Origin of the sequence: Desulfobulbus elongatus DSM 2908 (genome assembly GCF_000621145.1) — a bacterium.
Taxonomy (GTDB): domain Bacteria; phylum Desulfobacterota; class Desulfobulbia; order Desulfobulbales; family Desulfobulbaceae; genus Desulfobulbus; species Desulfobulbus elongatus.
Genome location: NZ_JHZB01000017.1, coordinates 47,593 through 72,490 on the forward strand (window position 1 = coordinate 47,593; position 24,898 = coordinate 72,490).

The window sequence follows — 24,898 nt, forward strand, 5'->3', positions numbered from 1 at the left end:
CGGGAACAACCGGCCCCATGCCGGTTTACTGGCATCGGACAGAGCGCGGCCCAAACTGCCCGCGTGGGGCAGCCGAGCCAGCCCCTGCGCACCGCAGGCGAAAAAAGCCGTGCGGTCCGGCAAGGGTTCTGCCGTCAACCGTATTCTCTCCCATCCGGACTGTCACCGTCGGCTCCGGAGTCGCACCGGATCTGCTTGACCCTGCTCGATGAGCAGGCGCTCGCGGGCTCGCCTTGCAGGCTTACCGCCGGTAGGGAATTGCACCCTGCCCTGAGAATGGCCGCACTATAAAGGAATCGCTACGGGGCAACAACAGGTATTTTGCGGAACCGTCGCGCACGTCGCCACGCTACGATGAGGGGTGCCAATGCTCGGTGGAAAACAAAAAAAATCTTGCGGAAAAAGTCAGGCGCCTCTGGTCTTCTCCGGCCAGAGCAGGGTGTGCAACTGGAGTTGCAGGCGCACGGGCAGTCGGTGCTCCAGCAGCAGCCGGGCCAGTGCGGCGGGATCGAGCCGGGGCCGGACCGGCGAAAACAGGATGGGGGGCGAGGCGGTCAGCCCTTCCTGTGCGACCATCCCCCGCGCCCAGTGAAAATCGGTCTCGGAGCTGAGGACGAACTTGATTTCGTCGCGGCAGCCTCGTTTCTGCCGGTCGCGCAGCACCTCCAGATTGTCCGCCAGGTTGTGGCTGGCCATGCCGGAATCGGGGCACTTGATGTCCATGATGATGCCGACCGCATCCGGCACCCGGTCGAGGGCCAGGCTGCCGTTGGTTTCGAGCAGCACCTCGCGGCCGGTTAGGACCAGGGCCTGCATCAGCGGATAGACCGCCTCCTGCAGCAGCGGTTCGCCGCCGGTGATTTCCACCGGCACGCCGGAGATGCGCCCGACCCAGGCGAGGATTTCGGCCACGGCCATCGGTGTGCCCGCCTCCTGCCAGGCATAGCTGGCGTCGCAGTAGGCGCAGCGCAGGTTGCAGCCCGACAGGCGGACGAACAGGCAGGGCAGTCCGGCCCGGGTCGATTCGCCCTGGATGGAATAGAACAGTTCCGAGATGTGCAGCAGCTCAGTCACCGTAGTAAATCACGCCGCTGGTTTCGGTTTCCCGCACTTCGACGCTGTAGAGCCGGTAGCGCCCGGTGCGCAAGGGGTGTTCGAGCTGCCGGAAGAGGTAGATGGCGATATGTTCGGAGGAGGGGTTGATTTCCCGAAAGGCCCGATGCTGATTGAGGTCGCGGTGATCGAGTTCGTCGACCACCGCGTTGACCGTCTTTTTCAGCTCCTTGAAATCAATGCCCATGCCGAGGTGGTCGAGTTGTTCGGCCCGTACGGTCACCTTGATCTGCCAGTTGTGGCCGTGGGGATTTTCGCAGTTGCCCGGATACGCCCGCAGGTGGTGGCCGCCGGAAAAATGGGTGCGGATGAAAACGTCCATGGTGTTTCCTTGCCGATACTTCGGTGTGTTTGCTTGTCATGGCGCAGCACGGGACGATGAAATGCCGCTTGCGCGTCGTCTCGTGCAAATGGTAAACAGAATCGTCGTTCTGTCCAGAAACGTGATGCGAACGGGTACTGTAGCAGGAACGACGCCGTCCTGCCAGCCCGTTGGCCCCCCGCACCCTCATCGGTGGAGCCATTTTGTGCAGGAATCGTCTTCTTCTCCCGCTGCAGTGACCGACGACACCCTGTTCGACGGCCGGTTGATCTGCCGCCAGTACCGCGACGGCTACCGTTTTTCGGTGGATGCGGTTCTGGCGGCCCACTTCGTCGATCCCGGCCCTGGGCGGCGGGTGCTCGATCTCGGCTGCGGCTGCGGCGTCATCGGCCTAATTGTGTGCTTCCGCCATCCGGACGTCGCGGTCGCCGGCCTGGAGATCCAGGACGCATTGGCCGACCTGGCCGAGGAAAACGTCCGGCGCAACGGTTTCGCGCATCGCTTCATTGTCCTCCGGGGCGATGTTTGCGCCATGGCCGCCTCGCTGCCCCCCGAATCCTTTGACGTGGTCGTCTGCAATCCCCCCTATGGCGGCAGGGACAGCGGCCGGTTGAACCGGGAGAGCCAAGCGGCCCGCGCCCGCCATGAGTTGCACGGCGGGATCGAGGATTTCGTCCGGGCGGCGGCGTTTGCCGTCAAGAACCGGGGCCAGGTGGTCTTCGTCTATCCGGCCAGGCGCTGCAACGCGCTGTTCGCCGCCCTCCAGGGCCAGCGGTTGACGCCCAAGCGGCTGCAACCGGTCTATTCCTACCCCGGCGCGGACCAGGCCAGCCTCGTTCTGGTCGAGGCACGGAAAAACGGGGGCGAGCAGGTCGACATCCTGGCGCCGCTGTTCGTTTATCAGCACGGCGGCGGTGGGTACACCCCGGCCATGCAGGCTTTGTACGAGACGGCCCCATGCTCGCCAAGGTGATGGGTTGCTCGGTGACCGGGGTCGACGGACTTCTGGTGCGGGTGGAGGTGGACCTGGCCCAGGGGCTGCCCTCCTTTTCCACCGTAGGCTTGGCCGAGGGGGCGGTGCGCGAGGCCAAGGACCGGGTGCGGGCGGCGATCAGGAATGCGGGCTACAGCTTTCCCCAGCACCGGATCACGGTCAACCTGGCGCCGGCGGCGGTGAAGAAGGAGGGCACCGGCTACGACCTGCCCATGGCCCTGGGGATCCTGGCGGCGGCGGGCGTTCTGCACAGCAACTTGCTCGACGACACCGCCATAGCCGGCGAGCTTTCCCTGGACGGATCGGTACGGCCGGTGCCGGGCGTCCTGCCCATGGCCCTGGCGGCGCAGCAGGAAGGGATGCGCCGTTTCCTGGTTCCGGCGGCCAACGCCGCCGAGGCGGCCATTGTCCACGGGCTCGACGTCTACCCGGTGGAGCGGCTCGACCAGGCGGTGGCATTCCTCGCCGGCCGCGCCGCGCTCGTCCCCCTGGTCATCGATCCGGCCGATCTCTTTGCCCGACACGACCGGTATCCGGTCGATTTCGCCGACGTCAAGGGGCAGGAATACGCCAAGCGGGCCATGGAAATCGCCGCCGCCGGCGGACATAATGTCCTGCTAACCGGCGTGCCGGGCACCGGCAAGACCATGATGGCCCGCCGCCTGGCGACCATTCTGCCCGACCTGACCCTGGAGGAGGCCATCGAGACCACCAAGGTGTTCTCCACCGCCGGCCTCATGCCGGAACAGACACCGCTGCTGGTCAGCCGTCCCTTCCGTTCCCCGCATCATACGGTCTCCGATGCCGGCCTGATCGGCGGCGGCCAGGTGCCGCGGCCCGGCGAGGTGTCCCTGGCCCACAACGGCGTACTCTTCCTCGACGAGTTGCCGGAGTTCAAGAAACATGTGCTGGAGGTGCTGCGCCAGCCGCTGGAAGACGGCACGGTGACCATCGCCCGGGCCGCCTCCAGCCTCAGGTTCCCGGCCCGCTTCATGCTGGTGGCGGCCATGAATCCGTGCCCCTGCGGATTCCTCGGCGACGGCGTCCGGACCTGCACCTGCACGCCGCTCCAGATCCAGCGCTACCGCAGCCGTCTGTCCGGACCGCTTTTGGACCGCATCGACATGCACGTCGAGGTGCCGCCGGTTCAGGTGAAGGAACTGCTCGGCCGGCCGGAGGGCGAACCGTCGGCGGCGATCCGCGAGCGGGTCAACCGGGCCCGGAGCCGCCAGCGCCAGCGGTTTGCCGGCAGGGCCAGGCTCCACTGCAATGCCCAGATGAGCGCCAAGGACGTGAAAACATTCTGCCGCCTCGATTCCGCCTCGGCCGACCTGCTCGGCCAGTCGATCACCCGGCTCGGCCTTTCCGCCCGGGCCTATCACCGCATCCTCAAGATCGCCCTGACCATCGCCGACCTCGCCGGCGCCGAGATGCCGGACCGCAGCCACGTGGCCGAGGCGATTCAGTACCGCCGCCTCCGGTGGGACGGTTAGGGGGGCGGCCCCGCTCACCCGTCCAGCGTCGTCCTGATCTTCTCCGCCAGTCCCTTGAGGGTGAAAGGTTTCTGAAGGAACTGCATCCGCCCGTCCAGCACGCCGTGATGGGCGATGACATCGGCGGTGTACCCCGACATGTACAGGATGCGGAGGCCGGGGTGCATCGCGCTCAGGCGGTCGGCCAGTTCCTTGCCGTTCATCCCCGGCATGATCACGTCGGTGATCAGCAGATCGATCCAGTCGTGGCGTTCGGCCAGTTGCAGGGCCGCCTCCGGCGAAGAGGCGGTCAGGGGGCTGTATCCCAGTTTTTTCAGCATGGACCGACCCAATCCCAGAATGCCCGGATCGTCCTCGACCAGGAGAATGGTTTCCCCGTGTCCCGGCGCGGTCAGTCCGGCCTGATCGTGCTTCTCCTGGACGATGCCGTCGGTGGGAACGGGCAGGTGGATGGAGAAGGTCGTCCCCTGACCGGGCGTGCTCGCGACCTCGATGATGCCCGCGTTCTGTTGGACGATGCCGTAGACGGTGGCCAGTCCGAGTCCGGTCCCGAGCAATTCCTTGGTGGTGAAGAACGGTTCGAAGATCTTGTCGAGCAGTTCCGGCTCCATGCCGCAGCCGTTGTCGGCAACCGTGAGTACGACGTAGTCCCCCGGTTCGGCGCCGGGATGCTCGGCGCACCGGGCCTCGTCGAGAAAGACGCGGCCGGTGCGGATGGTGATCGTGCCGGTCTCGTCGATGGCATCGCGGGCATTGACGCAGAGATTGGCCAGAATCTGGTCGATCTGGGCGGGATCCATCTTGATCGGCGGCAGAACGGGATTCGGTATCCACACCAGTTCGATGTCCTCGCCGATGAGCCGCCGCAGCATCTGCAGGATCCCGGCCACGACCCGATTGAGATCCATGGTCCGCGGGGTGATGTGCTGTTTGCGGGAATAGGCCAGCAGCTGCCGGACGATGTCGGTGGAGCGCAGGGCCGCCTCGTGGATTTTTTTCAGATCGGCGTGGACCATCTGGCCGGGGTCCGTTTTTTCCAGGGCCATTTCGGCATAGCCGATGATCACCGCCAGGATGTTGTTGAAATCGTGGGCCACCCCGCCGGTGAGCCGGCCGACCGATTCCATTTTCTGCGCCTGACGGTACTGGGCCTCCAGCTTGAGCTGGGCGCTGATGTCGCGCTTGATCGCCACGAAATTGACAATGACGCCTTGCGGGTCGAACACCGGCGAGATGGTGGCCTCCTCCGTGTAGAGGGAGCCGTCCTTTTTCCTGTTGACCAGCCGTCCGGTCCAGGTCCGGCCCGAGGTGATGGTCTGCCACATGCCACGGTAAAAGGCCTCGTCGTGTTCGCCGCTCTTGAGGATGCGCGGGTTGTGCAGGAGGACCTCCTCGACGGTGTAACCGGTGATCCGGGTAAAGGCCGGGTTGGCGTATTGGATGTTGCCGGCCGTGTCGGTGATGACGATGACCTCGCCGGCCTGCTCGATGGCCACCTTCAGCCGGTGCAGGTCGGCCTCGGCCTGCTTTAACTGGCTGATGTCGCGGGTGATGGAAATGATGTGGGGCTCGTCGTTCAGCATCAGGAGCCGTGCCGACAGCAGGCCGGTTCTGAGGTCGCCGTCCTTGCGGCGGAACACGGCCTCGAGGTTGTCGCAGCAGCCGTACGTTTGCATGGCTTCGAATACGCGCTGCCGGTCAGCGGGATCGTGCCACATGTTCAATTCGAGCGAGGTCTTGCCGATGACCTCCTCGCGGGTGTAGCCGGTCATGCCAGTAAAACTCTTGCTGGTCTCCACAAAGACGCCGTCCGACAGACGGGTGATGTTGATGGAATCGGGAACATGGGCAAAGGCCAGGGCGAATTTTTCCCGGCTTTCCCGCAGGGCCTGCTCGGTACGCTTGCGTTCGGTGATGTCGCGGAAGATCGACTGGCAGGAACCGTCGGGCATCATCTTGGTACGCATTTCAACGGAGATGAGCGATCCGTCCGGCCGGACCAGGTCGCGTTCGCTGAGCACGATCTCGCTCCGGTGCAGGAGTTCGAGACGGAAAGGGGTCTTGGCCACGCTTTCCGGGGTGAAGGGCAGGGCGCCGAGATGCCTGTCGATGAGGCTGGCGCGTTCCATGCCCAGCATGGCGCACATCGAGCTGTTGCTCTCGGTGATGATGCCCTCGTGCGTGGTGAGCAGGATGCCGTCGACCGCCAGTTCTATCAGGCCCCTGTACCGCTCCTCGCTTGCCCGCACCGCCATTTCCGCCTGTTTCGACGCCGTGATGTCCACGGCGGTGAAGGTGACGCCGGCCTCCAGATTGCCGACCTGGATGGGGGTTGAGCTCAGGAGCACGTCGATGAGCACGCCGTCTTTCCGCTGCCACCGGGTTTCAACCGTTCCCGTTCCGGACCGGTCGATCTGGCGGTATTTGTCGGTGCCGACCGTTTCGTATTCGGCGTCGCTGGGGTACAGGATGCGGGCGCTGCGGCCGATCAGTTCCTCGGCCGTGTAACCGGTCATGGCGCACAACTGATCGTTCGCCGTCAGGATGATCCGGCTGCGGACCATACCGATCCCGGTGGGCGCCGCCCGGAAGATGCTGGCCAGAAACCGCTCGTTGGCCTGAAAGGAATTCCGTTCCCGTTCATAGCGGCGGATCGCCCGGTGGGAAATAAAGAAAATGAGCAGCGACGAAAACGAGACGAACAGCCACCCCTTGACGGTCTGGACCTTGGAAACGGTCCTCGCATCCCCGAACAGGGCATAGGTGGCCTGATCCGAGAACCAGATCCACAGAACGGCGACAACGAGATAGATGAGCGCTGTCGTGGCGGAGATGCGGTTGGCGGAGGACAGGGGACGCATGGCATTCTCCCGTGGGAAAGGAAAAAGGCGCGTGGAGGAAGGGGGGGGACGGAGCCGGCCGCCACGGTGCCTATCCTACCCGAGGCAACGGGAAAAGTATAGATTTTCCGCGCCGGCGCATCCGGCGGTGACCATGCCACACTGTGGCCGAATGAAACCTCGAACGGAAGGAAGAACGGTTGCAAGGAAAGAGGCCGGCCGCCGGACGACCGTTTCGCGTCGCCTGGGGCGATGGCCGGCGGACGACCCGGACGGGCCGCGTTATGGGACGCGGCCCGTCCGGGTCGAGGGAACAATGGTGCCGGGTTTATTTATGACACACGGTACATTTGGCCAGTTCCGGTTTGGTGCTGCGATGGCAGCCCTGGCAGAGGGTGTGGGCCGCGTTCTTGAAGGTGTTGATCTTGTCCGGCATGCCGGCCTTGCTGTTGTGGCAGGATTCGCATTTTTCGATCTTCTGCCCCTCGCTGTAGGCGATCTGCTTGCCGTCCGCACCCTTGGCGTGGTGGCAGGCCCCGCATTCCAGCCGGCTTTGGTGGGCCGCATGGGGAAAGGTGGCCGGCTTGGGGGTGGGGGCGGGATCGACGGTCGAGGTGAGGGTCATCTCCGCCGGACCCTTGTCCGCGGCCACGGCCGCACCGGTCAGTCCCACGGTGCAGCACCCCAGCAGCACCACGCCGTACAACAGTATTTTTTTCATGTTTTCCTCCTGTCTCATTTTGGTTGAACAGCCAATGAACACGGCGCCACGGCCGGAAATGCCCGCGGCGCTTCCTTCGTACTCAGTCATCCGCATGCAGGATGACCGCAAAACCGTTGAAGACCGCCCACACCTGCTGGCCGACGGCCAGACCGGCACCGTCGCCGTCGCTGGTGGAGGTGAGGGCGCAGAGTTCCGTGTGATCGTCGAGGCGGACGACGTATTCCGAACTCACCGCACCGTGGTTGATCCGCACGATTTCCCCCAACAGGCGGTTGTCGGCGCTGCATCCGGAGAGCGTCTGCCCGCGGTGCAGCACGATCCAGGGGGCCTTGACCTCGGCGGTGATCAGCCGTCCCGGCCGCAGGCCCAGCCGGTCCAGGCTCTCACGGGTGATGATCGAGGCCACCCGGTGGCCGCCGAGGTTGACCAGGGTGATCCGGGCCTGCACATCGCCCGGTTCGATGGCCACGATCTTCCCGAAGAAGGAATTTCGGGCGCTCGTCTTCCGCGAGGATTCCCGTTCGATGAACAGTCGGGTGACCTGGCCCAGCTCCTCCTCGGAAAAGGACACCTGCGCGGCGGTCAGGCTGGGGGTGGCGTGGCCGAGCAGTTTCTGTACCGCCGGCAGGGGCATGTTGCCGCGCACCAGCTCCACGGCCCGCGCCCGGCGGATCATCTCCGGTCCGCCCAGATGCTTGGGAAAACCGCAGGCCTCGGCGCGCTCATAAAACTTGCGGCGGACAAAGGCCGGATCCACGGCAAAGCGGTTGGCCAGGGTGCGGCGAAAGTCGGGGTCGAGGAGCGTCGTCCCGATTTCCCGACCGAGCGCCTCGGCAATGACCACGGTGCGCGTGCAGGTTTCCTCGGTTTCACAATCGCGGATGCAGACCGTCTGGCCGTCGATATCGGTGAAGGGATCGAGTTGGAGAATCTCGTTGAGCTTGGCGCCGGTGTAGCGGATCAGGAGAAAAACCAGCAGGATGCGGCGGCGGGCCAGCCGGACGTCGCGCCGGGGCGTGTCGTCGACCCAGCGGCGGAAGGAGTGCTCCAGTTGGGCGAGCTGGACGGTGTCGAGGCAGGGGCCGTCCTCGGTCGGCAGGGACGTGTCCACCTGATCCGGGGAGACTGCCGCCGGATGGTGCGGGGAGTTGTCGGCCGTGGACGTGCTCATCGAACACTCCCCGGAAGACGATGAGGATATGATGGACCGCTGCCGGCGACCCGGCTGGTGATCGCCGCATTCTTTCCGAAGCTTTTTGGTGTGTTGGGCATGGCCGTTTTCGGGAGGCGCGGTGCAGGGACAGTCACATCGTTGCCAGCAGTTGTTTCACCGCCGCCGCCTGCGTTGACAGTTCCGCCGGGATTTCTTCCCCGGCGAGGCAGCGGACCTCGGCCACGGCTTCCAGGCTGGCCAAAACCCGACAGAGGGCACGGCAGCGGTCGGCGAAGGCATGAAAGGTGAGCATGATCCTTCCCCGGGGTTCGCCGCTGGCCTGGGGATTGGAACCGAAGCCGATGAAGCTGTCGATCTGGATGCCCCGGCCGGAAAAGACCGAGGCAATGGCCGCGGTGTCGCCGGCATGATCCCTGGTGGTCAGCACCACCAGCCACAGAGAGGGTTCATTCGTCATGGGGCCACCATTCGTTGATTTTTTCCCGGATCGCCCGGGCGGACCGCTCGATCAGGGCGCGTTCGGCGGACGTCATCTCGTCCCGGTCCGGCATCACCCGCAGGACCGTGCCGGCCAGGAGCAGGCGGCCGCCGCAGGGACCGAAGAGGCCGTTTTCGCCTTCATGCATGAACTGGGCCGAGATTTCGACCCGGCGCCCCTCGAGCACCGCCTTGACCAGTTCAACCGTGGCCGCGGCGGTGGCGGTTTGGGTTTTGGCATCGGTGTAATGGATGGCAAAGGGCTTGAGCGGCACCCGCAGGTCGGGCGGCAGATCCCGGACATAGCGCAGGGCCCGGACCGCGCCGTGCTCGGGGTCCGAGCCGATCATCCCGATCAGGGCGCGCTGGTGGCGGAGCAGGGCCTCCGGATATTCCTCGGTGCGCAATCCCCGGCGCAGGCCCGGTTCGACCAGGCGCCATTCGGCCTCGGTCATGCCCTGGACCCGGACCGAACTCCACACCGGCACCATGCCGTTGCCGTGCTCGCCGAGCATGAAGCCGCGCACCCGCTGCCTCCGGATGCCCAGATCCGAGGCGATCTCCCAGCGGAAGCGGGACGAATCCGAGAAGGCGCCCATGCCGATCACATGGGTTCGGGGCAGGAAGCGGGCAAAGATGGCCACGCCCAACTCGACCGGATTGGTGACGACGATCACCACCGGCGGGTCTGCGCTGCGGGTGCGGGCCAGGGAGCGGGCGAACCGCTCGAACACCTCGACATTGGCCCTGGCGAGCATGTCGCGCGAGGCGGACCCGATTTCGGCGGGAGCGGTGGAAAAGGTCCGGCCGCCGGTGATCACCACCACGTCGCCGATGATCCGTTCCGGATCGTCGGTGACATTGAGTTCGGGAACGATTTCGGCGTAGGCGTCCTGGAGATCGGCCCGGAAACCGTGGAGCAGGTGCGGCCGCCTGGAACGGGGGTTGCTGCCCACCAGTTGCAGGATTTCCCGGTTTTCCAGCAACCGCTGCTGCACGATCTGGGTGACGATTTCCCGGCCGCATCCGCCGCTGGCCCCGACAATGCTGACATCCATGCAGTCTCTCCTGTTTCGGTGGAAAAGAAGCGCCCGGGGCGATCGTTTTCCGGCAAACAACAGAAAGCTATTGTACCGGGACGGACCGGCGCGGCAAGGTCTTTTTTGAGATGGGCCGCGTAAAGATGTGCATTAAAGGGAGGTTTGGGAGCATCGGCGGCAACGTGGGCGCCAGGTTGCCGTCATCGCCATGCCCGCCACCAGGGGCGCCAGCCAGACCAGACGACTCTGGTAGCGGTCATGGGGATTGGACAGGGCGCCGCAGATGAAGGCGTTGCCCAGCAAGGCCAGGAGTACGAACAGGGCCAGTCCCGCGAGATCGTGGCGACGCCGGCGCATGGTCCGGAAAGCAAGCAACGGCAATGCGCACAGCGAGGCCAGGGCGACCGGTTCGTGGACGAGGTTCAGGCTGTCGAACAGGGCGCGGCTGATGGCGTCCCGCTGTTGGCGGGCGGCGGTGAAGGAAGGGGCGAGGTGGGAGAGATGGGAGAGGAGATAGCCACGGCTGTCGTAATGGCCTTCGTCCAGGGCATCGCCGGTGGCGACCTTGATCATCTGTTGGGCGGTGGAGCGCAGGGTCGTCCAGGCGGTCATGCCCGGATAGGCGGTCACGGCCGCTGCGGTCAACCGTTTGAGTTCGGGTTCGGATTCGCCCAGCCAGCCGCCGAGATCCTGGAAGGCCGATTCATTGGTCCAGAGAAATTCGTCGGCAGTGGCCGGCAGGCGATGTTGCAGACCGCAGAGGTGAATGTTCGGAGCCGGACAGTGCTCGGCCAGCCAGCGTTGGACAAGACCGTCCTGTACCAGCCGGCCGAAGAGAAAAATTGATCCGCCGGGGGTGTAACCGGCCTTGCCGGTGAGGGAGAAATGCAGCAGCGGCATGAGCACGAGACCTGCGAGCATCACGGCAACGGGGGGCGTCACCCATACCCGGAGCGGCCACTGGCGGGTGAGCAGCCGCGCCGCCAGGATGACCATGGTCAATCCCAGCCCCAGGGCCAGGCAGGACATGTGCGCGAGCACCCCCAACAGGGCGAGACCGACAAGGCCGGCCTGTTCCGGACGACGCAGCCGGGACCGATGAACGGCAAGGAGCCACAGGGCCAGCACCGTCAGGGGGGCCAAGATGTCGGGCATCAACTGGGCGCTGTACCAGGAAATGCCGGTCAAGCCGGCCAGGCCGATGCCGACGAGGGTCAGGGCCGGCGGCCCGGCGGGCAGGCCGTGGCAGCGAAGGAGGAGATGGATGAGCCAGAGGGTCGCCGCCGACTGCACCAACACCGGTCCCCACAGGGTCCGCCAGTCCAGGGAAGTGGCCTGGAGAAAGAGGCCGTAGACCAGGGACCGGCCGGGAATGAGCCGCATTTCCATGGCCGCCCGGACATAGCCGCCGGTATCGTGGAAGATGAGGGCGAAACCGTTCCACAGGGCCGGGGCGAGGAGGACGGCCAGGCCGGCGGCCAGGCACAGCGATCGGACAAGGAGGCGGAAAGCGGCGCTACGGCCGATTGACGGGGCCGGAGCGGTGGGGTGGGGCACGGTGTCGGTGGGGGGCATGGGGCGCTCGTCTCGGGATGCCATGGATGTTGATCGGGATCCGGCAACAGGAACAGGTACGGATGAGTAATCGGTTAGCGGACGGTCAGGAAACGATGAGGAAACGGCCCGGAGAATTGTAACCGTTTTTTAACCGGATCCAAACCGATGGCTGGTAATTCTCCGTTAAAGAACGAGGGAAGGCGCTGCCGCCGACGGTACCGCGCCTCCATTTCGGAGCAACAATCTTGGACGACGGCGTGCGTCCGGCCCTCCTTTTGGCCGTATGCCCGGTCCGACCGCCAGGCCGCATGAACAAATCCCTGAGAACCGCCGTCCTGATCCCCTGCTACAACGAAGAGGCCGCCGTGGGCCAGGTGGTCCGCGATTTTCAGCGCGTGCTGCCCGATGCCAGGATCTACGTCTACGACAACAATTCGCGCGACAACACCATCGCGGTGGCCCGGGCGGCCGGCGCCCTTGTCCGGTCCGAACCCCTCCAGGGCAAGGGCAACGTGGTCCGCCGCATGTTCGCCGACATCGAGGCCGACATCTACGTGCTGGTGGACGGCGACGCCACCTATGACGCCGGCACCGCGCCGGCGATGATCCGCTGCCTGCTCGACCAGCAATTGGACATGGTCAACGGCGCCCGGGTGACCGCCATCCGCGAGGCCTACCGGCCGGGGCACCGGTTCGGCAACTGGCTGCTCACCGGCATCGTCCGCTGGATTTTCGGCGACCGGTTCAAAGACATGCTTTCCGGCTACCGGGTCTTTTCGCGGCGCTACGTCAAGAGTTTCCCCTCGTTGGCCAACGGCTTCGAGATCGAGACCGAACTGACGGTCCATGCCCTCCACCTGCGCATGCCGACCACCGAAATCGAGACCCCCTATCGGGACCGGCCCGAAGGTTCGGCCAGCAAGCTCTCCACCTTCAAGGACGGTTTGCGCATCCTGTGGATGATCCTCAAGCTGATCAAGAACGAAAAACCGATTCCGTTCTTTTCGGTGATCGCCGGCCTGTTCGCCGGATCGTCGGTGATCCTGATGCTGCCCATCCTGGCCGAATTCCTCGCCACCGGCCTGGTGCCCCGCCTGCCGACGGCGGTGTTGTCGATGGGCATGATGATTCTGGGGTTCCTCAGCCTGGCCTGCGGCCTCATTCTCGATACCGTCACCCGCGGCCGCTGCGAGATCAAGCGGATGCGCTACCTCAACATTCCGGTGATCGAAGGGTGAGCGGCCGGACACGGCACGCGGCTGTTTCAGCGGGCGACCGCGCCCTGCTGCGCCAGTTGGGGCGCTTCAGCCTGGTGGGCGTGGCGGGGTTTGTCGTCAACGCCGGCCTGGTCGAGATCCTGGTGGGCTTCGTCGGCCCGGTCTGGGCGCAGGGGATCGCCTTTCCCGCCGCCGCCACCGCCACCTGGTGGATGAACCGGCGGTATACCTTCGGCGCCAGCAATCTGGCCGTCCATCGCGAGTGGCTCCGCTACGTGCTGGCCAATTCCCTCGGCTGGCTGCTCAACAACGGCACCTACCTCCTCCTCGTCTTCATCTTCCCCGCCGCCGCCGTTCATCCCGCACTCGCGGTGGCGGGTGGATCGCTTGCCGGCCTGTCCGCCAATTTCGTCCTTTCCCGGCGGATGGTCTTCAGGAAAACCGGGGACGCGGACCAGCCAACTTGAAGCGAGCCTACGACGACGGCCGGATCCCCGGCCGGCCCTCTCCCGGCCCATGCATGTCCTTCCCCGTGCCGCATGCCGGGCCACCCGGTGTGCGGCACACCCCTCTTTTCCCTGCGCGACTGGAGCATGCCCCCACCGATACAGGCGGCCTGTTGGCCGGAACCAACGCGCCGGACCTAGGGACCTATGCGGCGCCTGACAAGCGTTTTTCGTGAGAAACCGGGGCGAATCGGAACGAGGAGGCGGTGAAATGACTTACAAAAAGTGAATTCTGCTTGCCAGATGTTCGCATGGATGCGATACTGAACGGCAAAAAAGGAAAAATTTCCGTACAGGGTCGGGCATGACGATAGCGGGACCATTGGTCTTCACCCCAGAAAAACGAATGGATATCCGGGTGATTTTTACCCGAAGCGTCAAGGTGTACAGCCAGGGGAAACTGCAAGGGCAGTTTCCGGTAAGAAATCTCAGTTTGGGGGGCCTTTTCGTCGAGGGTGCGCCCGATCTTCCCGTGGGCCAGGACTGCCGTTTGGAACTCCATGAAACCGGACGCCGTTCCAGTCTCATTCTCACCTTCTCCGGCATGGTCCGCAGGAGGGAGGAGGATGGCGTCGGGATCTGTTTCACGGGCATGGAAGACGACAGTTTCATGTTTCTTCAAACCATGATTCTCTACTCTTCCGACGATCCGATGGGTGTGGCCGAACATTTTCTTGAGCACTTTGTCCCGAAATCCTTTTCCGCCTGCTGAATTCGACACGAGAAAAAGCGCAAAGCGTTCCCGTTCGGTTGCGGGAAGGCGCTTCTTGTACGTATGGAAGGGTCGGTTTGGCGGAGATGATCGACCGGAGCGGTCACTGTATTGTGATGAACCAAGAGAACCAAGAACAACAACGACAGCCTTCGGCAATTCTCCGCTTTGTTGGCGGGATCGGCGACCAGGTTCTCTATGTCCTGACCGATCTCGGCCGGATGGGCATTTTTTTGTATTTCTCCCTGGTGGGGTTGTGCAAGCATCCCTTTCGCTTCAGAGAACTGGTCAAGCAGGTTGGGTTCATCGGGGCGGGATCGATCACCGTTATTTTCTTCACCGCGCTTTCCTCGGGCATGGTGCTGGGATTGCAGGGATATTACTCCCTGCACAAGTTCGGCGCCGAGGGAATGCTGGGATCCGCGGTTTCCCTGACCCTGATCATGGAATTGGGGCCGGTGCTCACCGCGCTGATGGTGGCCGGCCGGGCCGGGTCGGCGATGTGCGCCGAAATCGGCATCATGCGGATTTCGGAACAGATCGATGCCCTGGAATGCATGGCCATCGATCCTTTCCGCTATCTTATCTCCCCGAAATTCCTGGCGGCTCTGATTTCGGTGCCGTTGCTGACGGCGGTCTTTGACGTGGTCGGTATCCTGGGCGGGTATCTGGCTGGCGTCAAGCTGATGGGCGTCAACGGCGGTGCCTTTTTTGCCGGCATGCAGCAAAGCGTGACCAATCACGATCTCAGGCTGGGGGTGGTCAAATCCTTTGTATTCGCCCTGCTGCTGGTGTGGATCTGCACCGGCCGCGGCTATTTCGTCCAGAAAATTCGCGGCGCAGGTTTTGGCGCCGAGAGCGTCAGCACTGTCACGACCCAGGCAGTGGTCATGTCGTCGATAGCGGTCCTGGTCTTTGATTACCTCCTCACGGCGGTCCTGCTATGAGCGGCGTGGAGAACGCTCCTCTGGATGCCGAACCGGCCGCCATCCGCTTTGTCGAGGTGAGTAAGTCGTTTGGCGAGCGCAAGCGGCGGCATCTCGTCCTCGACCGGGTGAGTTTTTCGGTGCCCAAGGGCAGGACAACGGTCATTGCCGGCGGGAGCGGTCAGGGAAAGAGCGTGATCCTCAAGCTGATCCTCGGCCTGCTCAAGCCGGACGCCGGCCAGGTGCTGGTCGGTGATCGTGATATCGCCGCCATGGGCTACCGGGCTCTGCAGGAGGTGCGCATGCTGTTCGGTGTCCTCTTTCAGGGGGTGGCACTGTTCGATTCGCTGACCGTCTTTGAAAATATCGCCTTGCCCCTGCGGGAACGAACAAAGCTTTCCAGCGAGGAGATACGGCAGCGGGTCGCCGCCACCCTCGACCAGCTCGAACTGACCGGTCATGAGGAAAAATTTCCGGCCCAATTGAGCGGCGGCATGAAAAAACGGGTCGGCTTGGCCAGAGCCTTGCAACTGGACCCGGAGATCGTTCTGTTCGATGAACCCACGACCGGTCTCGATCCGGTCATGACCAGGGAAATCTACGAACTCTTTACCCGGACCCAGCAACGGTTGGGATATACGGCGGTGATCGTCAGTCATGACATCCCCCAGATCTTTACCCTTGCCGATCAGATCATTTTGTTGAATAAGGGCGAACTGGATGTTTTCTCCGAGGCCTCCCGGATCCCCTATTCGACCAAACCCAAGATTCGCGAGTTTGCCCGGCAGGTCATGGGGCAGGAGGCCCGGGAGGGATAGAGGAGGAGCAATATGGGCAATTCCCGTATGGAGATAGTAGTCGGTTTTTTTCTGATCGGCGGTTTCCTCGCCCTGGGGTGGCTGGCCCTGCGATTGGGCGAGGTGCCGTGGGTGACCGAATCGTCAACCTATGCGATCAATGCGGAATTCAACAACATCTCGGGTGTCAAGGCCGGTGCGGACGTACAGATCGCCGGCGTGGTCGTGGGCAAGGTCCGCGGGCTTTCCCTGAACGACGAGAAACTGGCGGTGGTCAACATGCAGATCGATCGTGCCGTTGCCGTGCCGGTGGATTCGGTGGCCTCGGTCAAATCGCAGGGGATCATCGGCGACAAATATATCCTGATCACCCTGGGCGGGGATGAGTCGAACTACAAACCCGGAGAGACCATTGTCGATACCGAATCGGCCGTGGATCTGGAATCCCTGATCTCGAAATTTGCCTTCGGCCAGGTCAAATAGCAAAGGATGAGTGACATGGAGTGCATGAAAGGCCATCTCAGGCGCCTCTGCCTGTTGCTTGCCGTGGTCGGCATGGTGCTTTCCGGGACCAGTTTGGCCGAGGCCGCAGAACTCGGCGGTGAAGTGGGCTATGGCGAGGTTGCCGGCTCGGTTGATTTTCTCAGCGATGAAAGCTACGAGAAGCCGACGGGCGACGTGCAGGTGGCCGATCCCATCGAGCCTTTCAACCGGGCGATGTTCACGGTGAACGACAGGCTGTATCTCTGGGTGCTGGAGCCGGTGGCTACGGGGTACAGCAAGCTGTTGCCCGTTGATATCCGGGGATGCATCGGGAACTTTTTTTACAATCTCGGCGAGCCGGTTCGGTCGGCCAATTGCCTTTTGCAGGGAAGATTCCGTGATGCCGGTCTGACCCTGGGACGTTTTCTCATCAACAGTATTTTCGGGGTGTTCGGCTTGGCTGATCCTGCCGGTGACGAATTCAGGATCGCGCCTATTTATGCCAGCTTTGGCGAAACCCTGTCGGTTTGGGGGGTGGGAGACGGTTTTTATCTGGTTGTCCCCCTGATCGGCCCTTCGACCGTGCGGGATTTTTCCGGTGTGGTGGTTGATGGAATCGCTTCGGCTTCCTATTCTCCCTGGAACGACGACACGCTCACCACGGCTACCGCCCAGGGGACCAGAACGATCAACCGCACCTCCCTGCATCTTGGCGAGTATGTGGAGATCAAATCCATGAGTTTTGACTCCTATGTGGCGTTCCGCAATGGCTATTATCAGATGCGCAGCAAGCAGTACGATCACTCCAATCATTCAAAATAGTCGATATATCAAAAAATAAACATGTGCATCCGGTTGGGTGCGTGGTGCAGTATGCGACGCAGAAATTCAATCATCTCGTTTCTCTTCTCCTGTTTCATGGTTTTTGGGGCGGTGGTATGCAGCCAGACGACCGTTTCGGCGGCACCCGATCCCACCGAGCAACTCCGTCCTTTCCTCGACAAGGTGACCACAACCCTGTCTGATCCGGGACTGAAGCACATGCCTAGGCAGGAACAGAGCAACCGGATGATCGGCGTGATCCGGGAACGGTTCGACTTCCGGGAGATGAGCAAGCGCGTGATCGGTCAGCAGTGGCGGAGTCTTTCGGAGAAGGAGCAGGCGGAATTCGAGGCCCTGTTCACCCAACTGTTGCAGTATGCCTATGTCGGCAAGATCGAGGACTATTCAGGGCAGCGCATCCAATATCTCCAGCAAAGAATCAGGGGAGAGCGGGCCGAAGTGCAGACCTTGCTGGTTGACGAAAACAAATCCATTCCCATCTCCTACATCATGCTGCTGCGGAACGATCAGTGGATGGCCTATGACATTGTGGTCGAAGGCGTGAGCCTCGTTCGCAACTATATGGAACAGTTCAGTGAAATTCTGCGCAAGGATGGCTACCCCGGCCTTGTTGCGCAGCTCAAGGAAAAGATCGCCGACCTGGAGAAGAATATCAACAAGAGCTGACGGTACGCCCCGTCTGCCGGCGTTCTTCCCCTCATTATTTTTTTCTCGCTATTTTCGCCTGTTATACCGAATTGACGCAGGGTGTGTCCGCTGGTTTTTCCCGGATACTCCCTGTTTTTCTTTTTGCTTGGCGGATGGTATTTTTTTTTGTATATTTTTCCGCTTGCTCGGAAAAGCTGGGTTTGGTTGGCGAGGCTTGGTGGCGATGCTGGTTCGATTCAATGAAATATCTCCCCACGGCAGTCAGTATGACATCCGGAAGATCGATGGAATCGAAGGCTCGGCCGGCTTGGTCCTGTGTGGCTCGCTGGACGTCCGTTGTTCCCTTACCCGTAAGGGCGACGCCAAGGTCGAGCTGCAAGGCTGGCTGAAAGCTACTCTGCTCCTGGAGTGTGACCGCTGTCTGGCGTCGTATCGACGCGAGGTGGATACGGCCCTGCAGATGCTGTTCGAGGTGGAAACCGGCGCTTCTTGGCAAGTGAAGGATCTGGACTACAGAATACCCGATCTGGATACAATCGTATTGGATGCACCGGTCATCGATCTCGATGATGTCATCCGGCAGCAGTTGTATCTTGCGCTTCCCATGAAAAGCCTCTGTTCGGACCAGTGCAGGGGTATCTGTTCCCGTTGCGGCGCAAACCGCAACCATGGTCCATGCGGATGTGCCGACGAGCACGAGAATTCGCCCTTTGCGGTTCTTGCGCAATTAAAAAAAGAGTAAAAGATCTCCGACGGATGCCCGTTTTCATCAAGGGAAAACCGGTTGTGGGCGTCCCCGGATCAATGGAGGAATACAATGGCTCTACCGAAACGCAGACATTCCCATTCACGAACCAGACTTCGCCGGGCACACGATGCCCTGACCAAGCCGAGCGTCGGACGATGCCCCGAATGCGGGGAACCCAAGATGCGCCATCAACTGTGCGGTGGCTGCGGTATGTACAAAGGGCGGAGCGTCCTCAGTCTTGAGGAAGATCTGAATTAGGCGCCGTTGTGAGGATAGCCCTTGACGCCATGGGTGGCGACCGGGGGCCGGAGATGGCGATCCAAGGCGCCCTTGCCGCGGTTCGGGAGAGAAGCGATCTCCACGTCATCTTGCTGGGACCCCGTACTCTGTTGGAACAACAAGTTGCTGACCATTCGTCAGGCCAGGGTGGCCTTCTGGAGCGGGTAACCATTCACCACGCCCCGGAAGTCATCACCATGGACGACTCTCCGGTCGAGGCGGTCCGCAAAAAGAAGGAAGCGACCATCATGGTCGGTTTCGATCTCGTGAAAAGCGGGGAAGCCGCCGCCGTGGTTTCGGCCGGCAATTCCGGCGCCACCATGGCCGCGGCGATCAGAAAACTCGGTCGCCTGCCCGGGATCTCCCGGCCGGGCATCGCCAGTTTTTTCCCAACGGTGAAGAGACCGGTGATGCTGATGGATATCGGGGCCAATGTCGATTGCCGGCCCCAGCATCTCTATCAGTTTGCCGTCATGGCCTCCTCCTGTTCCCGTTTGCTGCTCAATTACGATCGCCCCCGCGTCGGCTTGCTGAGCATTGGCGAGGAAACCGGCAAAGGCAATGCCCTGGTCAAGGAAACCTATGACCTGCTGAAGCGGAGTCCGCTCAATTTCATCGGCAATGTCGAAGGCCGGGATGTGTACAAGGGCGACGTCGATGTCATTGTCTGCGACGGCTTCGTCGGCAATATCTCCCTGAAGATCAGTGAAGGGCTGGCCGAGGCGGCCATGCAGATGCTGAAGCGCGAGATCATGAAGACCTGGCGCGCCAAAATCGGGTATCTGCTGATCCGCGAAGCCTTTGCCGGATTCAAGAAACAGGTGGATTACGCCGAATACGGCGGTGCCCCGCTTCTGGGCATCGACGGCACAGGCATTATCTGCCACGGCGCCTCCAATGCCACCGCCATTCGCAACGCCATCGAGGTTGCCGCCAGCATGGTGCGCAACCGTGTCAACGAGGCCATCGTACAGACCCTCGGCGAATACGCCGCCTGACAACAGGTTGTTTTCATGATAAAAGCAGTTATTCTCGGCACCGGATCCTGTCTGCCGGAGAAAACACTCTCCAATGCCGACCTGGAACGGATAGTCGAAACCTCCGATGAATGGATCACCTCGCGCACCGGCATCCGCAACCGGAGAGTCGCCGGTCGCGATGAACAGAACTATCAGCTGGCGACCAAGGCGGCGCGTCGCGCCCTGGCGGTGACCGGCATCGAACCGGAAGAGCTGGATCTGATCGTGGTCGCGACCATTTCGCCGCACATGATCATGCCGTCCACCGCCTGTTTCGTGCAGGCCGAACTGGGCGCGGTCAACGCCTTTGCCTACGATATCAGTGCCGCCTGCGCGGGGTTCACCTATGGCCTCGACCTGGCGAGCAACTATATCCGGAACCGCCCGGACATGAAGATCCTGCTGATCGGCGCGGAAACGCTTTCCGCCCGGGTGAACTGGGAGGACCGGAACACCTGCGTGCTGTTCGGCGATGGAGCGGGCGCGGTGATCGTTGCCGGCAGCAACGACGGCAGAGGGGTGTTCGGCAGCAATCTGCGCGCCGACGGCAAGCTGTGGAACCTGCTCTACATGGACAGTCCGGAGAGCTACAATCCGGACCTGCGGCGGGACGAATGGCAGGGGCCGTTTATCCGCATGAACGGCAGCGACATCTTCAAGCATGCGGTGCGACTGATGGAAGACGCAGTGACCAGCCTGTTGCGGCAGCACGATCTCACCATCGACGACGTCGACCTGATGATTCCCCATCAGGCCAATATCCGTATCCTCAAAAATTTGCGCGAACGGCTGGGGATCCCCGAGGAGCGGGTGTTCGTCAATCTCAGCCAGTACGGCAACACCTCTGCCGCCAGCATTCCCATTGCCCTGGACGAGGCGCACAGGCAGGGACGGATGGCCCGCGGGGATATTGTGCTGTTGTGTACCTTTGGCGGTGGCCTCACCTGGGGTTCGCTGCTCATGCGTTGGTAAGAGACGGAAGAGACGAAGGAGCATACTTGTGGATTATTTTTTCACTGAGCAACAACAGATGATCATCGACACCGCCCGGGAGATCACCAATGAGAAGATCATTCCGGTGCGGGCCGAACTTGACGAAAAAAATCAGTTTCCCCGGGAGATCCTCGAGGATATCGCCAAGGCCGATCTGTTCAGTATTTTCGTGCCCGAGGAATACGGCGGCTTGGGCGGCGGCTGTTTCGAGATCGTGCTGGCCATGGAAGAGTTGGCCCGCGGCTGTGTCGGCGTGGCCACCAGTTTCGCCGCCAGCGCCCTGGGCATCTTTCCGGTGATGATCGCCGGCAGCGACGAGCAGAAAGAGAAATACCTGCCGGATATCGCCAGTGGCAGCCGCTGGGCCGCCTTCGGCTTGACCGAGGCCAACGCCGGCAGCGACGCGTCGGGCATCCGGACCACCGCCGTGGAGGACGGCGATTTCTGGGTGCTGAACGGCACCAAGCAATGGATCACCAACGGCGGCGAGTCGCAGATCTACAGCATCGTCGCCCTGACCGATCCCAGCAAGGGCCCGCGCGGCGCCTCCATTTTCGTGGTCGAGGACGGCGATCCCGGTTTTTCCTATGGCAAGAAGGAAGACAAGATGGGCATCCGCTCATCCGCCACCCGGGAACTGGTCATGAAGGATTGCCGCATCCCTAAGGACAGGCTGGTGGGGCGGCGGGGAACCGGTTTCATCACGGTGATGAAAACCCTCGACATGTCCCGGCCCGGCATCGCCTCCCTGGGCATCGGTCTGGCCCAGGCCGCCCTGGACGAGGCGGTCACCTACGCCAAGCAGCGGGTCCAGTTCGGCAGGCCGATCATCTCCTTTCAGGCCGTGCAGCACATGCTGGCCGACATGGCCATCCAACTCGAAGCCGGCCGCGCCTTGGTCTATGCCGCCGCCAAACACATCGACAAACATCCCAAGGATATGTCCAAGGCCTCCTCCATGTGCAAGGTCTTCGCCACCGACATGGCCATGAAGGTGACCACCGATGCGGTCCAGGTGCTGGGCGGCTACGGCTACATGAAAGAGTACCCGGTGGAAAAAATGATGCGCGACGCCAAGATCCTTCAGATCTACGAGGGCACGAACCAGATTCAGCGCAACGTCGTCGGTCAGGAATTGAACAAAGAATACTCCTGAAAGCTGGGCCGATCATGAAAATATTTGTCTGCGTCAAGCAGGTCCCGGACGCCAAGGATGTCCGGCTCGACCCCAAGACCAACACCCTGGCGCGCGAAGGGGTGGAGTCGATCATGAATCCCTATGATCGTCATGCCCTGGAAGAGGCGGTGGCGATCAAGGAAAAGCAGGGCGGCACGGTGACGGTGGTCACCATGGGGCCGCCTCAGGCCGAGGCGGTGCTTCGCGAGGCCATCGCCTGCGGCGCCGATGAAGGGGTGCTGATTTCAGACCGCGCCTTTGCCGGCGCCGATACCTGGGCCACCTCCTACACTCTGGCCCGGGCCGTGGAGACCCTGGGCGGCTTTGACCTGATTTTGTGCGGCAAACAGGCCATCGATGGCGACACCGCTCAGGTCGGCCCCGGTCTGGCCTGCCGGCTGCGCCTGCCGTACGCCGCCTGCGTCCAGAAAACCCGTCAGGTGACCGCCGAAACCATCGAGGTGGAGCGGATGATGGACGACGGCTATGATGTTCTCCGGCTGCCGCTGCCGGCCCTGCTGACCGTGGTCAAGGACATCAACGAGCCGCGGGTCGCTTCCCTCAAGGGCAAGATGAAGGCGAAGAAGGCGGAAATCCAGCAGTTCTCCGCCGCCGATATCGGTGCCGACCCGCAGTGCATCGGCCTAGCCGGATCGCCGACCCAGGTGGTGCGGGTCTTCTCGCCGGAACCTCGGGGCGACCGCAAGATCTTCTCCGGCAGTGTCGACGAGCAGGTCGATCAGCTGGTGGCCTGTCTCAAGGCGCATCTCTAGGCGGCAAAGCGTTTTTCCTCTCTTTACCGGAGTGTGTCCATGCTGATAATCGACAGCGACAAATGTACCGCCTGCGGCGTGTGCGAGAGCAGTTGCGCCTTCGGAGCCATCAGCGTCCAGGCGGAATGCGCCGTGGTCAACGACTCGTGCACCTTGTGCGGCGCCTGCGTGGAGAATTGTCCCGAGCAGGCCCTGCGGATTGAAACCGCGGAAAAACGAGCACAGACCGATCTGGGTGAATATGCGGGCATCATGGTCTTTGCCGAATACCGCCACGGTGCGATCGCGCCGGTCAGTTACGAGCTGTTGGGCATCGGCCGCAAGCTGGCCGACCAGCGCGGCGTCGGGCTCAGCGCCGTCCTGCCCGGCGGCTCGGTGACCGACCTGGCCCAGAACCTGATCGCCGCCGGCGCCGATACCGTGCTCCTGGCCGAAGATCCGCTGCTGGAGCAGTTTCGCGAAGACCTGTATGCCGGGGTGCTGGAGCAGGTTATCCGGGAACGCAAGCCGGAGGTGGTGCTGGCCGGTGCCACCGCCATCGGCCGTTCGGTCATCCCGTACGTGGCCACCGCCATCGGCGCCGGTCTGACCGCCGACTGCACTCGCCTGGAAATCCGTGCGGAGGACGGCATGCTGTTGCAGACCCGGCCGGCCTTCGGCGGCAACATCATGGCCACCATCGAATGTCCGCAGACCCGGCCGCAGATGGCCACGGTCCGGCCCAAGGTCATGGCGCCCGCCGAGCCCGATCCTTCCCGGACGGGCGAGGTCATCCATATCCAGATGCCTCCGGAACTGCTCCGGTCCCGGACCGAGGTGCTCGAAACCGTGGTCAACACCGAGGATCAGGTCAATATCCAGGAGTTCGAGACCCTGGTCGCCGGCGGGCGCGGCCTGGATTCGGCCAAAGGGTTCGAGTTGATCCGGGAGCTCGCTGCTGAATTGGGCGGCGCGGTGGCCGCCTCCAGGGCGGCCGTCGATTCCGGCTGGATTCCCTATCCCCACCAGGTCGGCCAGACCGGCAAGACGGTCAGCCCCAAGTTGTACATCGCCTGCGGCATCTCCGGGGCGGTGCAGCATGCGGTGGGCATGCAGTCGGCCGAGATCGTGGTGGCCATCAACCGCGACAAGGATGCGCCCATTTTCGATATCGCCACCTATGGCGTGGTCGGCGACCTGTACGAGGTGGTGCCCCGTTTGATTCAACGTTTGCAGGAGATCAAGAAATGACGATGGACGGGAAAATTGCCATGGTCACCGGCGGCAGCCGGGGGATCGGCCGGGCCATCTGCGTGCGGCTGGCCGCCATGGGCGCCACGGTCGGCGTGAATTATGTGGCCAATCCGGCCGCAGCCGAGGAAACCCTGCGCCAGATCGAAGCCGCCGGCGGCAAGGGGTTCACCGTCCGGTTCAACGTGGCCGACGCCGAAGCTGTCCAAGAGGGCATCAAGGAAATCATCGCTACCCACGGCCAGATCGACATTCTCGTCAACAACGCGGGCATCACCCGCGACGGCCTGGTGGCGCGCATGAAAGACGAGGAATGGGACAGCGTCCTCGATACCAATTTGAAGGGCGCGTTCCTCTGCAGCAAGGCCGTGATGCGCACCATGATGAAGAAACGGTGGGGCCGGATCATCAGCATCTCGTCGGTGGTCGGTTTTGTCGGGAACAGCGGCCAGGTCAACTACGCCGCGGCCAAAGCAGGTCTGACCGGCCTGACCAAGTCGCTGGCGCGGGAGCTGGCCGGACGGAACATTACCGTCAACTGCGTCGCTCCCGGATATATCGTCACCGACATGACCGATGGCCTCAGCGAAGACGTCCAGGAGGCGCTCAAGGCGCAGATCCCCTTGGGGACCCTGGGCACGCCGGAGGATGTGGCCGCTGCGGTGGCCTTTCTGGCGTCGTCTGACGGCAACTACGTTACCGGTCAGACCCTGCATGTCAATGGCGGCATGTACATGGGCCATTGACAAAGGATGCCCGAGTATCTACATATTCGGGCATTGTTTTGTCCAAAAAACAACAAGACTACATGAG

General features: G+C 62.7%; 26 protein-coding genes and 1 riboswitch. Of the genes, 18 read left to right on the forward strand and 8 right to left on the reverse strand.

Annotated features, from left to right (window positions below; all coding sequences use genetic code 11):
* Positions 1 to 138 precede the first annotated feature (138 nt).
* A riboswitch (FMN riboswitch) is annotated at positions 139 to 282 on the reverse strand.
* Between the two features lie 123 nt (positions 283 to 405).
* The gene (locus tag Q362_RS0109900; RefSeq protein ID WP_035216289.1) at positions 406 to 1,074 is read right to left on the reverse strand and encodes a radical SAM protein; all 669 of its coding nucleotides are present in this window, start codon (positions 1,072 to 1,074) and stop codon (positions 406 to 408) included.
* Positions 1,067 to 1,435: a 6-carboxytetrahydropterin synthase QueD gene (queD, locus tag Q362_RS0109905; RefSeq protein WP_028318560.1), complete on the reverse strand. Its 369-nt coding sequence runs from the start codon at positions 1,433 to 1,435 to the stop codon at positions 1,067 to 1,069. The genes Q362_RS0109900 and queD overlap by 8 nt, the downstream gene beginning before the upstream one ends.
* 205 nt (positions 1,436 to 1,640) lie before the next feature.
* Here queD and Q362_RS0109910 point away from each other — a divergent pair, with 205 nt between their 5' ends.
* Entirely contained in the window at positions 1,641 to 2,408 is a 768-nt protein-coding gene (locus tag Q362_RS0109910) for a tRNA1(Val) (adenine(37)-N6)-methyltransferase (protein ID WP_169737400.1), read from the forward strand.
* Positions 2,393 to 3,922, forward strand: a complete 1,530-nt coding sequence (locus Q362_RS0109915; protein ID WP_028318562.1) for a YifB family Mg chelatase-like AAA ATPase — start codon at positions 2,393 to 2,395, stop codon at positions 3,920 to 3,922. The genes Q362_RS0109910 and Q362_RS0109915 overlap by 16 nt, the downstream gene beginning before the upstream one ends.
* 14 nt (positions 3,923 to 3,936) lie before the next feature.
* Here Q362_RS0109915 and Q362_RS20100 read toward each other — a convergent pair whose 3' ends face one another.
* The 6 genes from Q362_RS20100 to Q362_RS0109945 form a co-directional block, all read right to left on the reverse strand.
* Positions 3,937 to 6,783 (reverse strand): hybrid sensor histidine kinase/response regulator, encoded by a 2,847-nt coding sequence (locus Q362_RS20100; RefSeq protein WP_051554061.1) that lies wholly within the window; start codon positions 6,781 to 6,783, stop codon positions 3,937 to 3,939.
* Between the two features lie 307 nt (positions 6,784 to 7,090).
* Positions 7,091 to 7,483 carry a cytochrome c3 family protein gene (locus Q362_RS0109925; RefSeq protein ID WP_028318563.1) on the reverse strand — a complete coding sequence of 131 codons (393 nt, stop codon included), beginning with the start codon at positions 7,481 to 7,483 and terminating at the stop codon, positions 7,091 to 7,093.
* A gap of 82 nt (positions 7,484 to 7,565) precedes the next feature.
* A complete protein-coding gene (locus tag Q362_RS0109930) occupies positions 7,566 to 8,657 on the reverse strand; it encodes a TOBE domain-containing protein (RefSeq protein ID WP_028318564.1) in 1,092 nt (363 codons plus the stop codon).
* Positions 8,658 to 8,790: 133 nt separating this feature from the next.
* A complete protein-coding gene (locus tag Q362_RS0109935) occupies positions 8,791 to 9,117 on the reverse strand; it encodes an ACT domain-containing protein (RefSeq protein ID WP_028318565.1) in 327 nt (108 codons plus the stop codon).
* A complete protein-coding gene (locus Q362_RS20105; RefSeq protein ID WP_051554063.1) occupies positions 9,107 to 10,195 on the reverse strand; it encodes a lactate/malate family dehydrogenase in 1,089 nt (362 codons plus the stop codon). Before Q362_RS20105 ends, Q362_RS0109935 begins: the two co-directional genes overlap by 11 nt.
* A 132-nt stretch (positions 10,196 to 10,327) precedes the next feature.
* Positions 10,328 to 11,752, reverse strand: coding sequence for a hypothetical protein (locus Q362_RS0109945; RefSeq protein ID WP_028318566.1), 1,425 nt, complete (start codon positions 11,750 to 11,752; stop codon positions 10,328 to 10,330).
* A gap of 290 nt (positions 11,753 to 12,042) precedes the next feature.
* Here Q362_RS0109945 and Q362_RS0109950 point away from each other — a divergent pair, with 290 nt between their 5' ends.
* The 16 genes from Q362_RS0109950 (at position 12,043) to fabG (ending at position 24,831) form a co-directional block, all read left to right on the forward strand.
* Positions 12,043 to 12,972 carry a glycosyltransferase family 2 protein gene (locus Q362_RS0109950; protein ID WP_035216291.1) on the forward strand — a complete coding sequence of 310 codons (930 nt, stop codon included), beginning with the start codon at positions 12,043 to 12,045 and terminating at the stop codon, positions 12,970 to 12,972.
* On the forward strand, positions 12,969 to 13,418 hold the full coding sequence (locus tag Q362_RS24070; protein ID WP_051554065.1) for a GtrA family protein: 450 nt from the start codon (positions 12,969 to 12,971) through the stop codon (positions 13,416 to 13,418). Before Q362_RS0109950 ends, Q362_RS24070 begins: the two co-directional genes overlap by 4 nt.
* Positions 13,419 to 13,803: 385 nt before the next feature.
* The gene (locus Q362_RS24985) at positions 13,804 to 14,169 is read left to right on the forward strand and encodes a PilZ domain-containing protein (RefSeq protein WP_028318568.1); all 366 of its coding nucleotides are present in this window, start codon (positions 13,804 to 13,806) and stop codon (positions 14,167 to 14,169) included.
* A gap of 116 nt (positions 14,170 to 14,285) precedes the next feature.
* On the forward strand, positions 14,286 to 15,116 hold the full coding sequence (locus Q362_RS0109965) for an MlaE family ABC transporter permease (protein ID WP_051554082.1): 831 nt from the start codon (positions 14,286 to 14,288) through the stop codon (positions 15,114 to 15,116).
* Positions 15,113 to 15,913, forward strand: coding sequence for an ABC transporter ATP-binding protein (locus Q362_RS0109970; RefSeq protein WP_051554067.1), 801 nt, complete (start codon positions 15,113 to 15,115; stop codon positions 15,911 to 15,913). The genes Q362_RS0109965 and Q362_RS0109970 overlap by 4 nt, the downstream gene beginning before the upstream one ends.
* Positions 15,914 to 15,925: 12 nt before the next feature.
* Positions 15,926 to 16,375 carry an outer membrane lipid asymmetry maintenance protein MlaD gene (mlaD, locus tag Q362_RS0109975; RefSeq protein WP_028318571.1) on the forward strand — a complete coding sequence of 150 codons (450 nt, stop codon included), beginning with the start codon at positions 15,926 to 15,928 and terminating at the stop codon, positions 16,373 to 16,375.
* Between the two features lie 15 nt (positions 16,376 to 16,390).
* The gene (locus tag Q362_RS20115; RefSeq protein ID WP_051554072.1) at positions 16,391 to 17,197 is read left to right on the forward strand and encodes an MlaA family lipoprotein; all 807 of its coding nucleotides are present in this window, start codon (positions 16,391 to 16,393) and stop codon (positions 17,195 to 17,197) included.
* 51 nt (positions 17,198 to 17,248) lie between these two features.
* A complete protein-coding gene (locus tag Q362_RS20120) occupies positions 17,249 to 17,884 on the forward strand; it encodes an MlaC/ttg2D family ABC transporter substrate-binding protein (protein ID WP_169737401.1) in 636 nt (211 codons plus the stop codon).
* 205 nt (positions 17,885 to 18,089) lie between these two features.
* Positions 18,090 to 18,608 (forward strand): YceD family protein, encoded by a 519-nt coding sequence (locus Q362_RS24075; protein WP_028318572.1) that lies wholly within the window; start codon positions 18,090 to 18,092, stop codon positions 18,606 to 18,608.
* 75 nt (positions 18,609 to 18,683) lie between these two features.
* Entirely contained in the window at positions 18,684 to 18,872 is a 189-nt protein-coding gene (gene rpmF, locus Q362_RS22815; RefSeq protein ID WP_084312541.1) for a 50S ribosomal protein L32, read from the forward strand.
* 8 nt (positions 18,873 to 18,880) lie between these two features.
* Entirely contained in the window at positions 18,881 to 19,891 is a 1,011-nt protein-coding gene (plsX, locus tag Q362_RS20125; protein ID WP_035216293.1) for a phosphate acyltransferase PlsX, read from the forward strand.
* Between the two features lie 15 nt (positions 19,892 to 19,906).
* A complete protein-coding gene (locus Q362_RS0110000; RefSeq protein WP_028318573.1) occupies positions 19,907 to 20,884 on the forward strand; it encodes a beta-ketoacyl-ACP synthase III in 978 nt (325 codons plus the stop codon).
* 28 nt (positions 20,885 to 20,912) lie between these two features.
* A complete protein-coding gene (locus Q362_RS0110005; protein ID WP_028318574.1) occupies positions 20,913 to 22,061 on the forward strand; it encodes an acyl-CoA dehydrogenase family protein in 1,149 nt (382 codons plus the stop codon).
* A 14-nt stretch (positions 22,062 to 22,075) separates the two neighbouring features.
* Complete coding sequence (locus Q362_RS0110010) at positions 22,076 to 22,855, forward strand: electron transfer flavoprotein subunit beta/FixA family protein (protein WP_028318575.1); 780 nt, start codon at positions 22,076 to 22,078, stop codon at positions 22,853 to 22,855.
* 39 nt (positions 22,856 to 22,894) lie between these two features.
* A complete protein-coding gene (locus Q362_RS0110015; RefSeq protein ID WP_028318576.1) occupies positions 22,895 to 24,085 on the forward strand; it encodes an electron transfer flavoprotein subunit alpha in 1,191 nt (396 codons plus the stop codon).
* A complete protein-coding gene (fabG, locus tag Q362_RS0110020; RefSeq protein WP_028318577.1) occupies positions 24,082 to 24,831 on the forward strand; it encodes a 3-oxoacyl-ACP reductase FabG in 750 nt (249 codons plus the stop codon). The genes Q362_RS0110015 and fabG overlap by 4 nt, the downstream gene beginning before the upstream one ends.
* Positions 24,832 to 24,898 lie beyond the last annotated feature (67 nt).

Coding starts and splice junctions, on each gene's coding strand:
- Q362_RS24075 (WP_028318572.1), top strand. CDS start 18,090: ATGCTGGTTCGATTCAATGAAATATCTCCCCACGGCAGTCAGTATGAC.
- Q362_RS0110010 (WP_028318575.1), top strand. CDS start 22,076: ATGAAAATATTTGTCTGCGTCAAGCAGGTCCCGGACGCCAAGGATGTC.
- Q362_RS0109935 (WP_028318565.1), bottom strand. CDS start 9,117: ATGACGAATGAACCCTCTCTGTGGCTGGTGGTGCTGACCACCAGGGAT.
- fabG (WP_028318577.1), top strand. CDS start 24,082: ATGACGATGGACGGGAAAATTGCCATGGTCACCGGCGGCAGCCGGGGG.
- Q362_RS0109970 (WP_051554067.1), top strand. CDS start 15,113: ATGAGCGGCGTGGAGAACGCTCCTCTGGATGCCGAACCGGCCGCCATC.
- Q362_RS0109925 (WP_028318563.1), bottom strand. CDS start 7,483: ATGAAAAAAATACTGTTGTACGGCGTGGTGCTGCTGGGGTGCTGCACC.
- Q362_RS0109915 (WP_028318562.1), top strand. CDS start 2,393: ATGCTCGCCAAGGTGATGGGTTGCTCGGTGACCGGGGTCGACGGACTT.
- Q362_RS0109965 (WP_051554082.1), top strand. CDS start 14,286: ATGAACCAAGAGAACCAAGAACAACAACGACAGCCTTCGGCAATTCTC.
- queD (WP_028318560.1), bottom strand. CDS start 1,435: ATGGACGTTTTCATCCGCACCCATTTTTCCGGCGGCCACCACCTGCGG.
- Q362_RS0109950 (WP_035216291.1), top strand. CDS start 12,043: ATGAACAAATCCCTGAGAACCGCCGTCCTGATCCCCTGCTACAACGAA.
- Q362_RS20115 (WP_051554072.1), top strand. CDS start 16,391: ATGGAGTGCATGAAAGGCCATCTCAGGCGCCTCTGCCTGTTGCTTGCC.
- Q362_RS0110000 (WP_028318573.1), top strand. CDS start 19,907: ATGATAAAAGCAGTTATTCTCGGCACCGGATCCTGTCTGCCGGAGAAA.
- rpmF (WP_084312541.1), top strand. CDS start 18,684: ATGGCTCTACCGAAACGCAGACATTCCCATTCACGAACCAGACTTCGC.
- Q362_RS0110015 (WP_028318576.1), top strand. CDS start 22,895: ATGCTGATAATCGACAGCGACAAATGTACCGCCTGCGGCGTGTGCGAG.
- Q362_RS0109930 (WP_028318564.1), bottom strand. CDS start 8,657: ATGAGCACGTCCACGGCCGACAACTCCCCGCACCATCCGGCGGCAGTC.
- Q362_RS20100 (WP_051554061.1), bottom strand. CDS start 6,783: ATGCGTCCCCTGTCCTCCGCCAACCGCATCTCCGCCACGACAGCGCTC.
- Q362_RS20120 (WP_169737401.1), top strand. CDS start 17,249: ATGCGACGCAGAAATTCAATCATCTCGTTTCTCTTCTCCTGTTTCATG.
- Q362_RS0109945 (WP_028318566.1), bottom strand. CDS start 11,752: ATGCCCCCCACCGACACCGTGCCCCACCCCACCGCTCCGGCCCCGTCA.
- Q362_RS24985 (WP_028318568.1), top strand. CDS start 13,804: ATGGATATCCGGGTGATTTTTACCCGAAGCGTCAAGGTGTACAGCCAG.
- Q362_RS20105 (WP_051554063.1), bottom strand. CDS start 10,195: ATGGATGTCAGCATTGTCGGGGCCAGCGGCGGATGCGGCCGGGAAATC.
- mlaD (WP_028318571.1), top strand. CDS start 15,926: ATGGGCAATTCCCGTATGGAGATAGTAGTCGGTTTTTTTCTGATCGGC.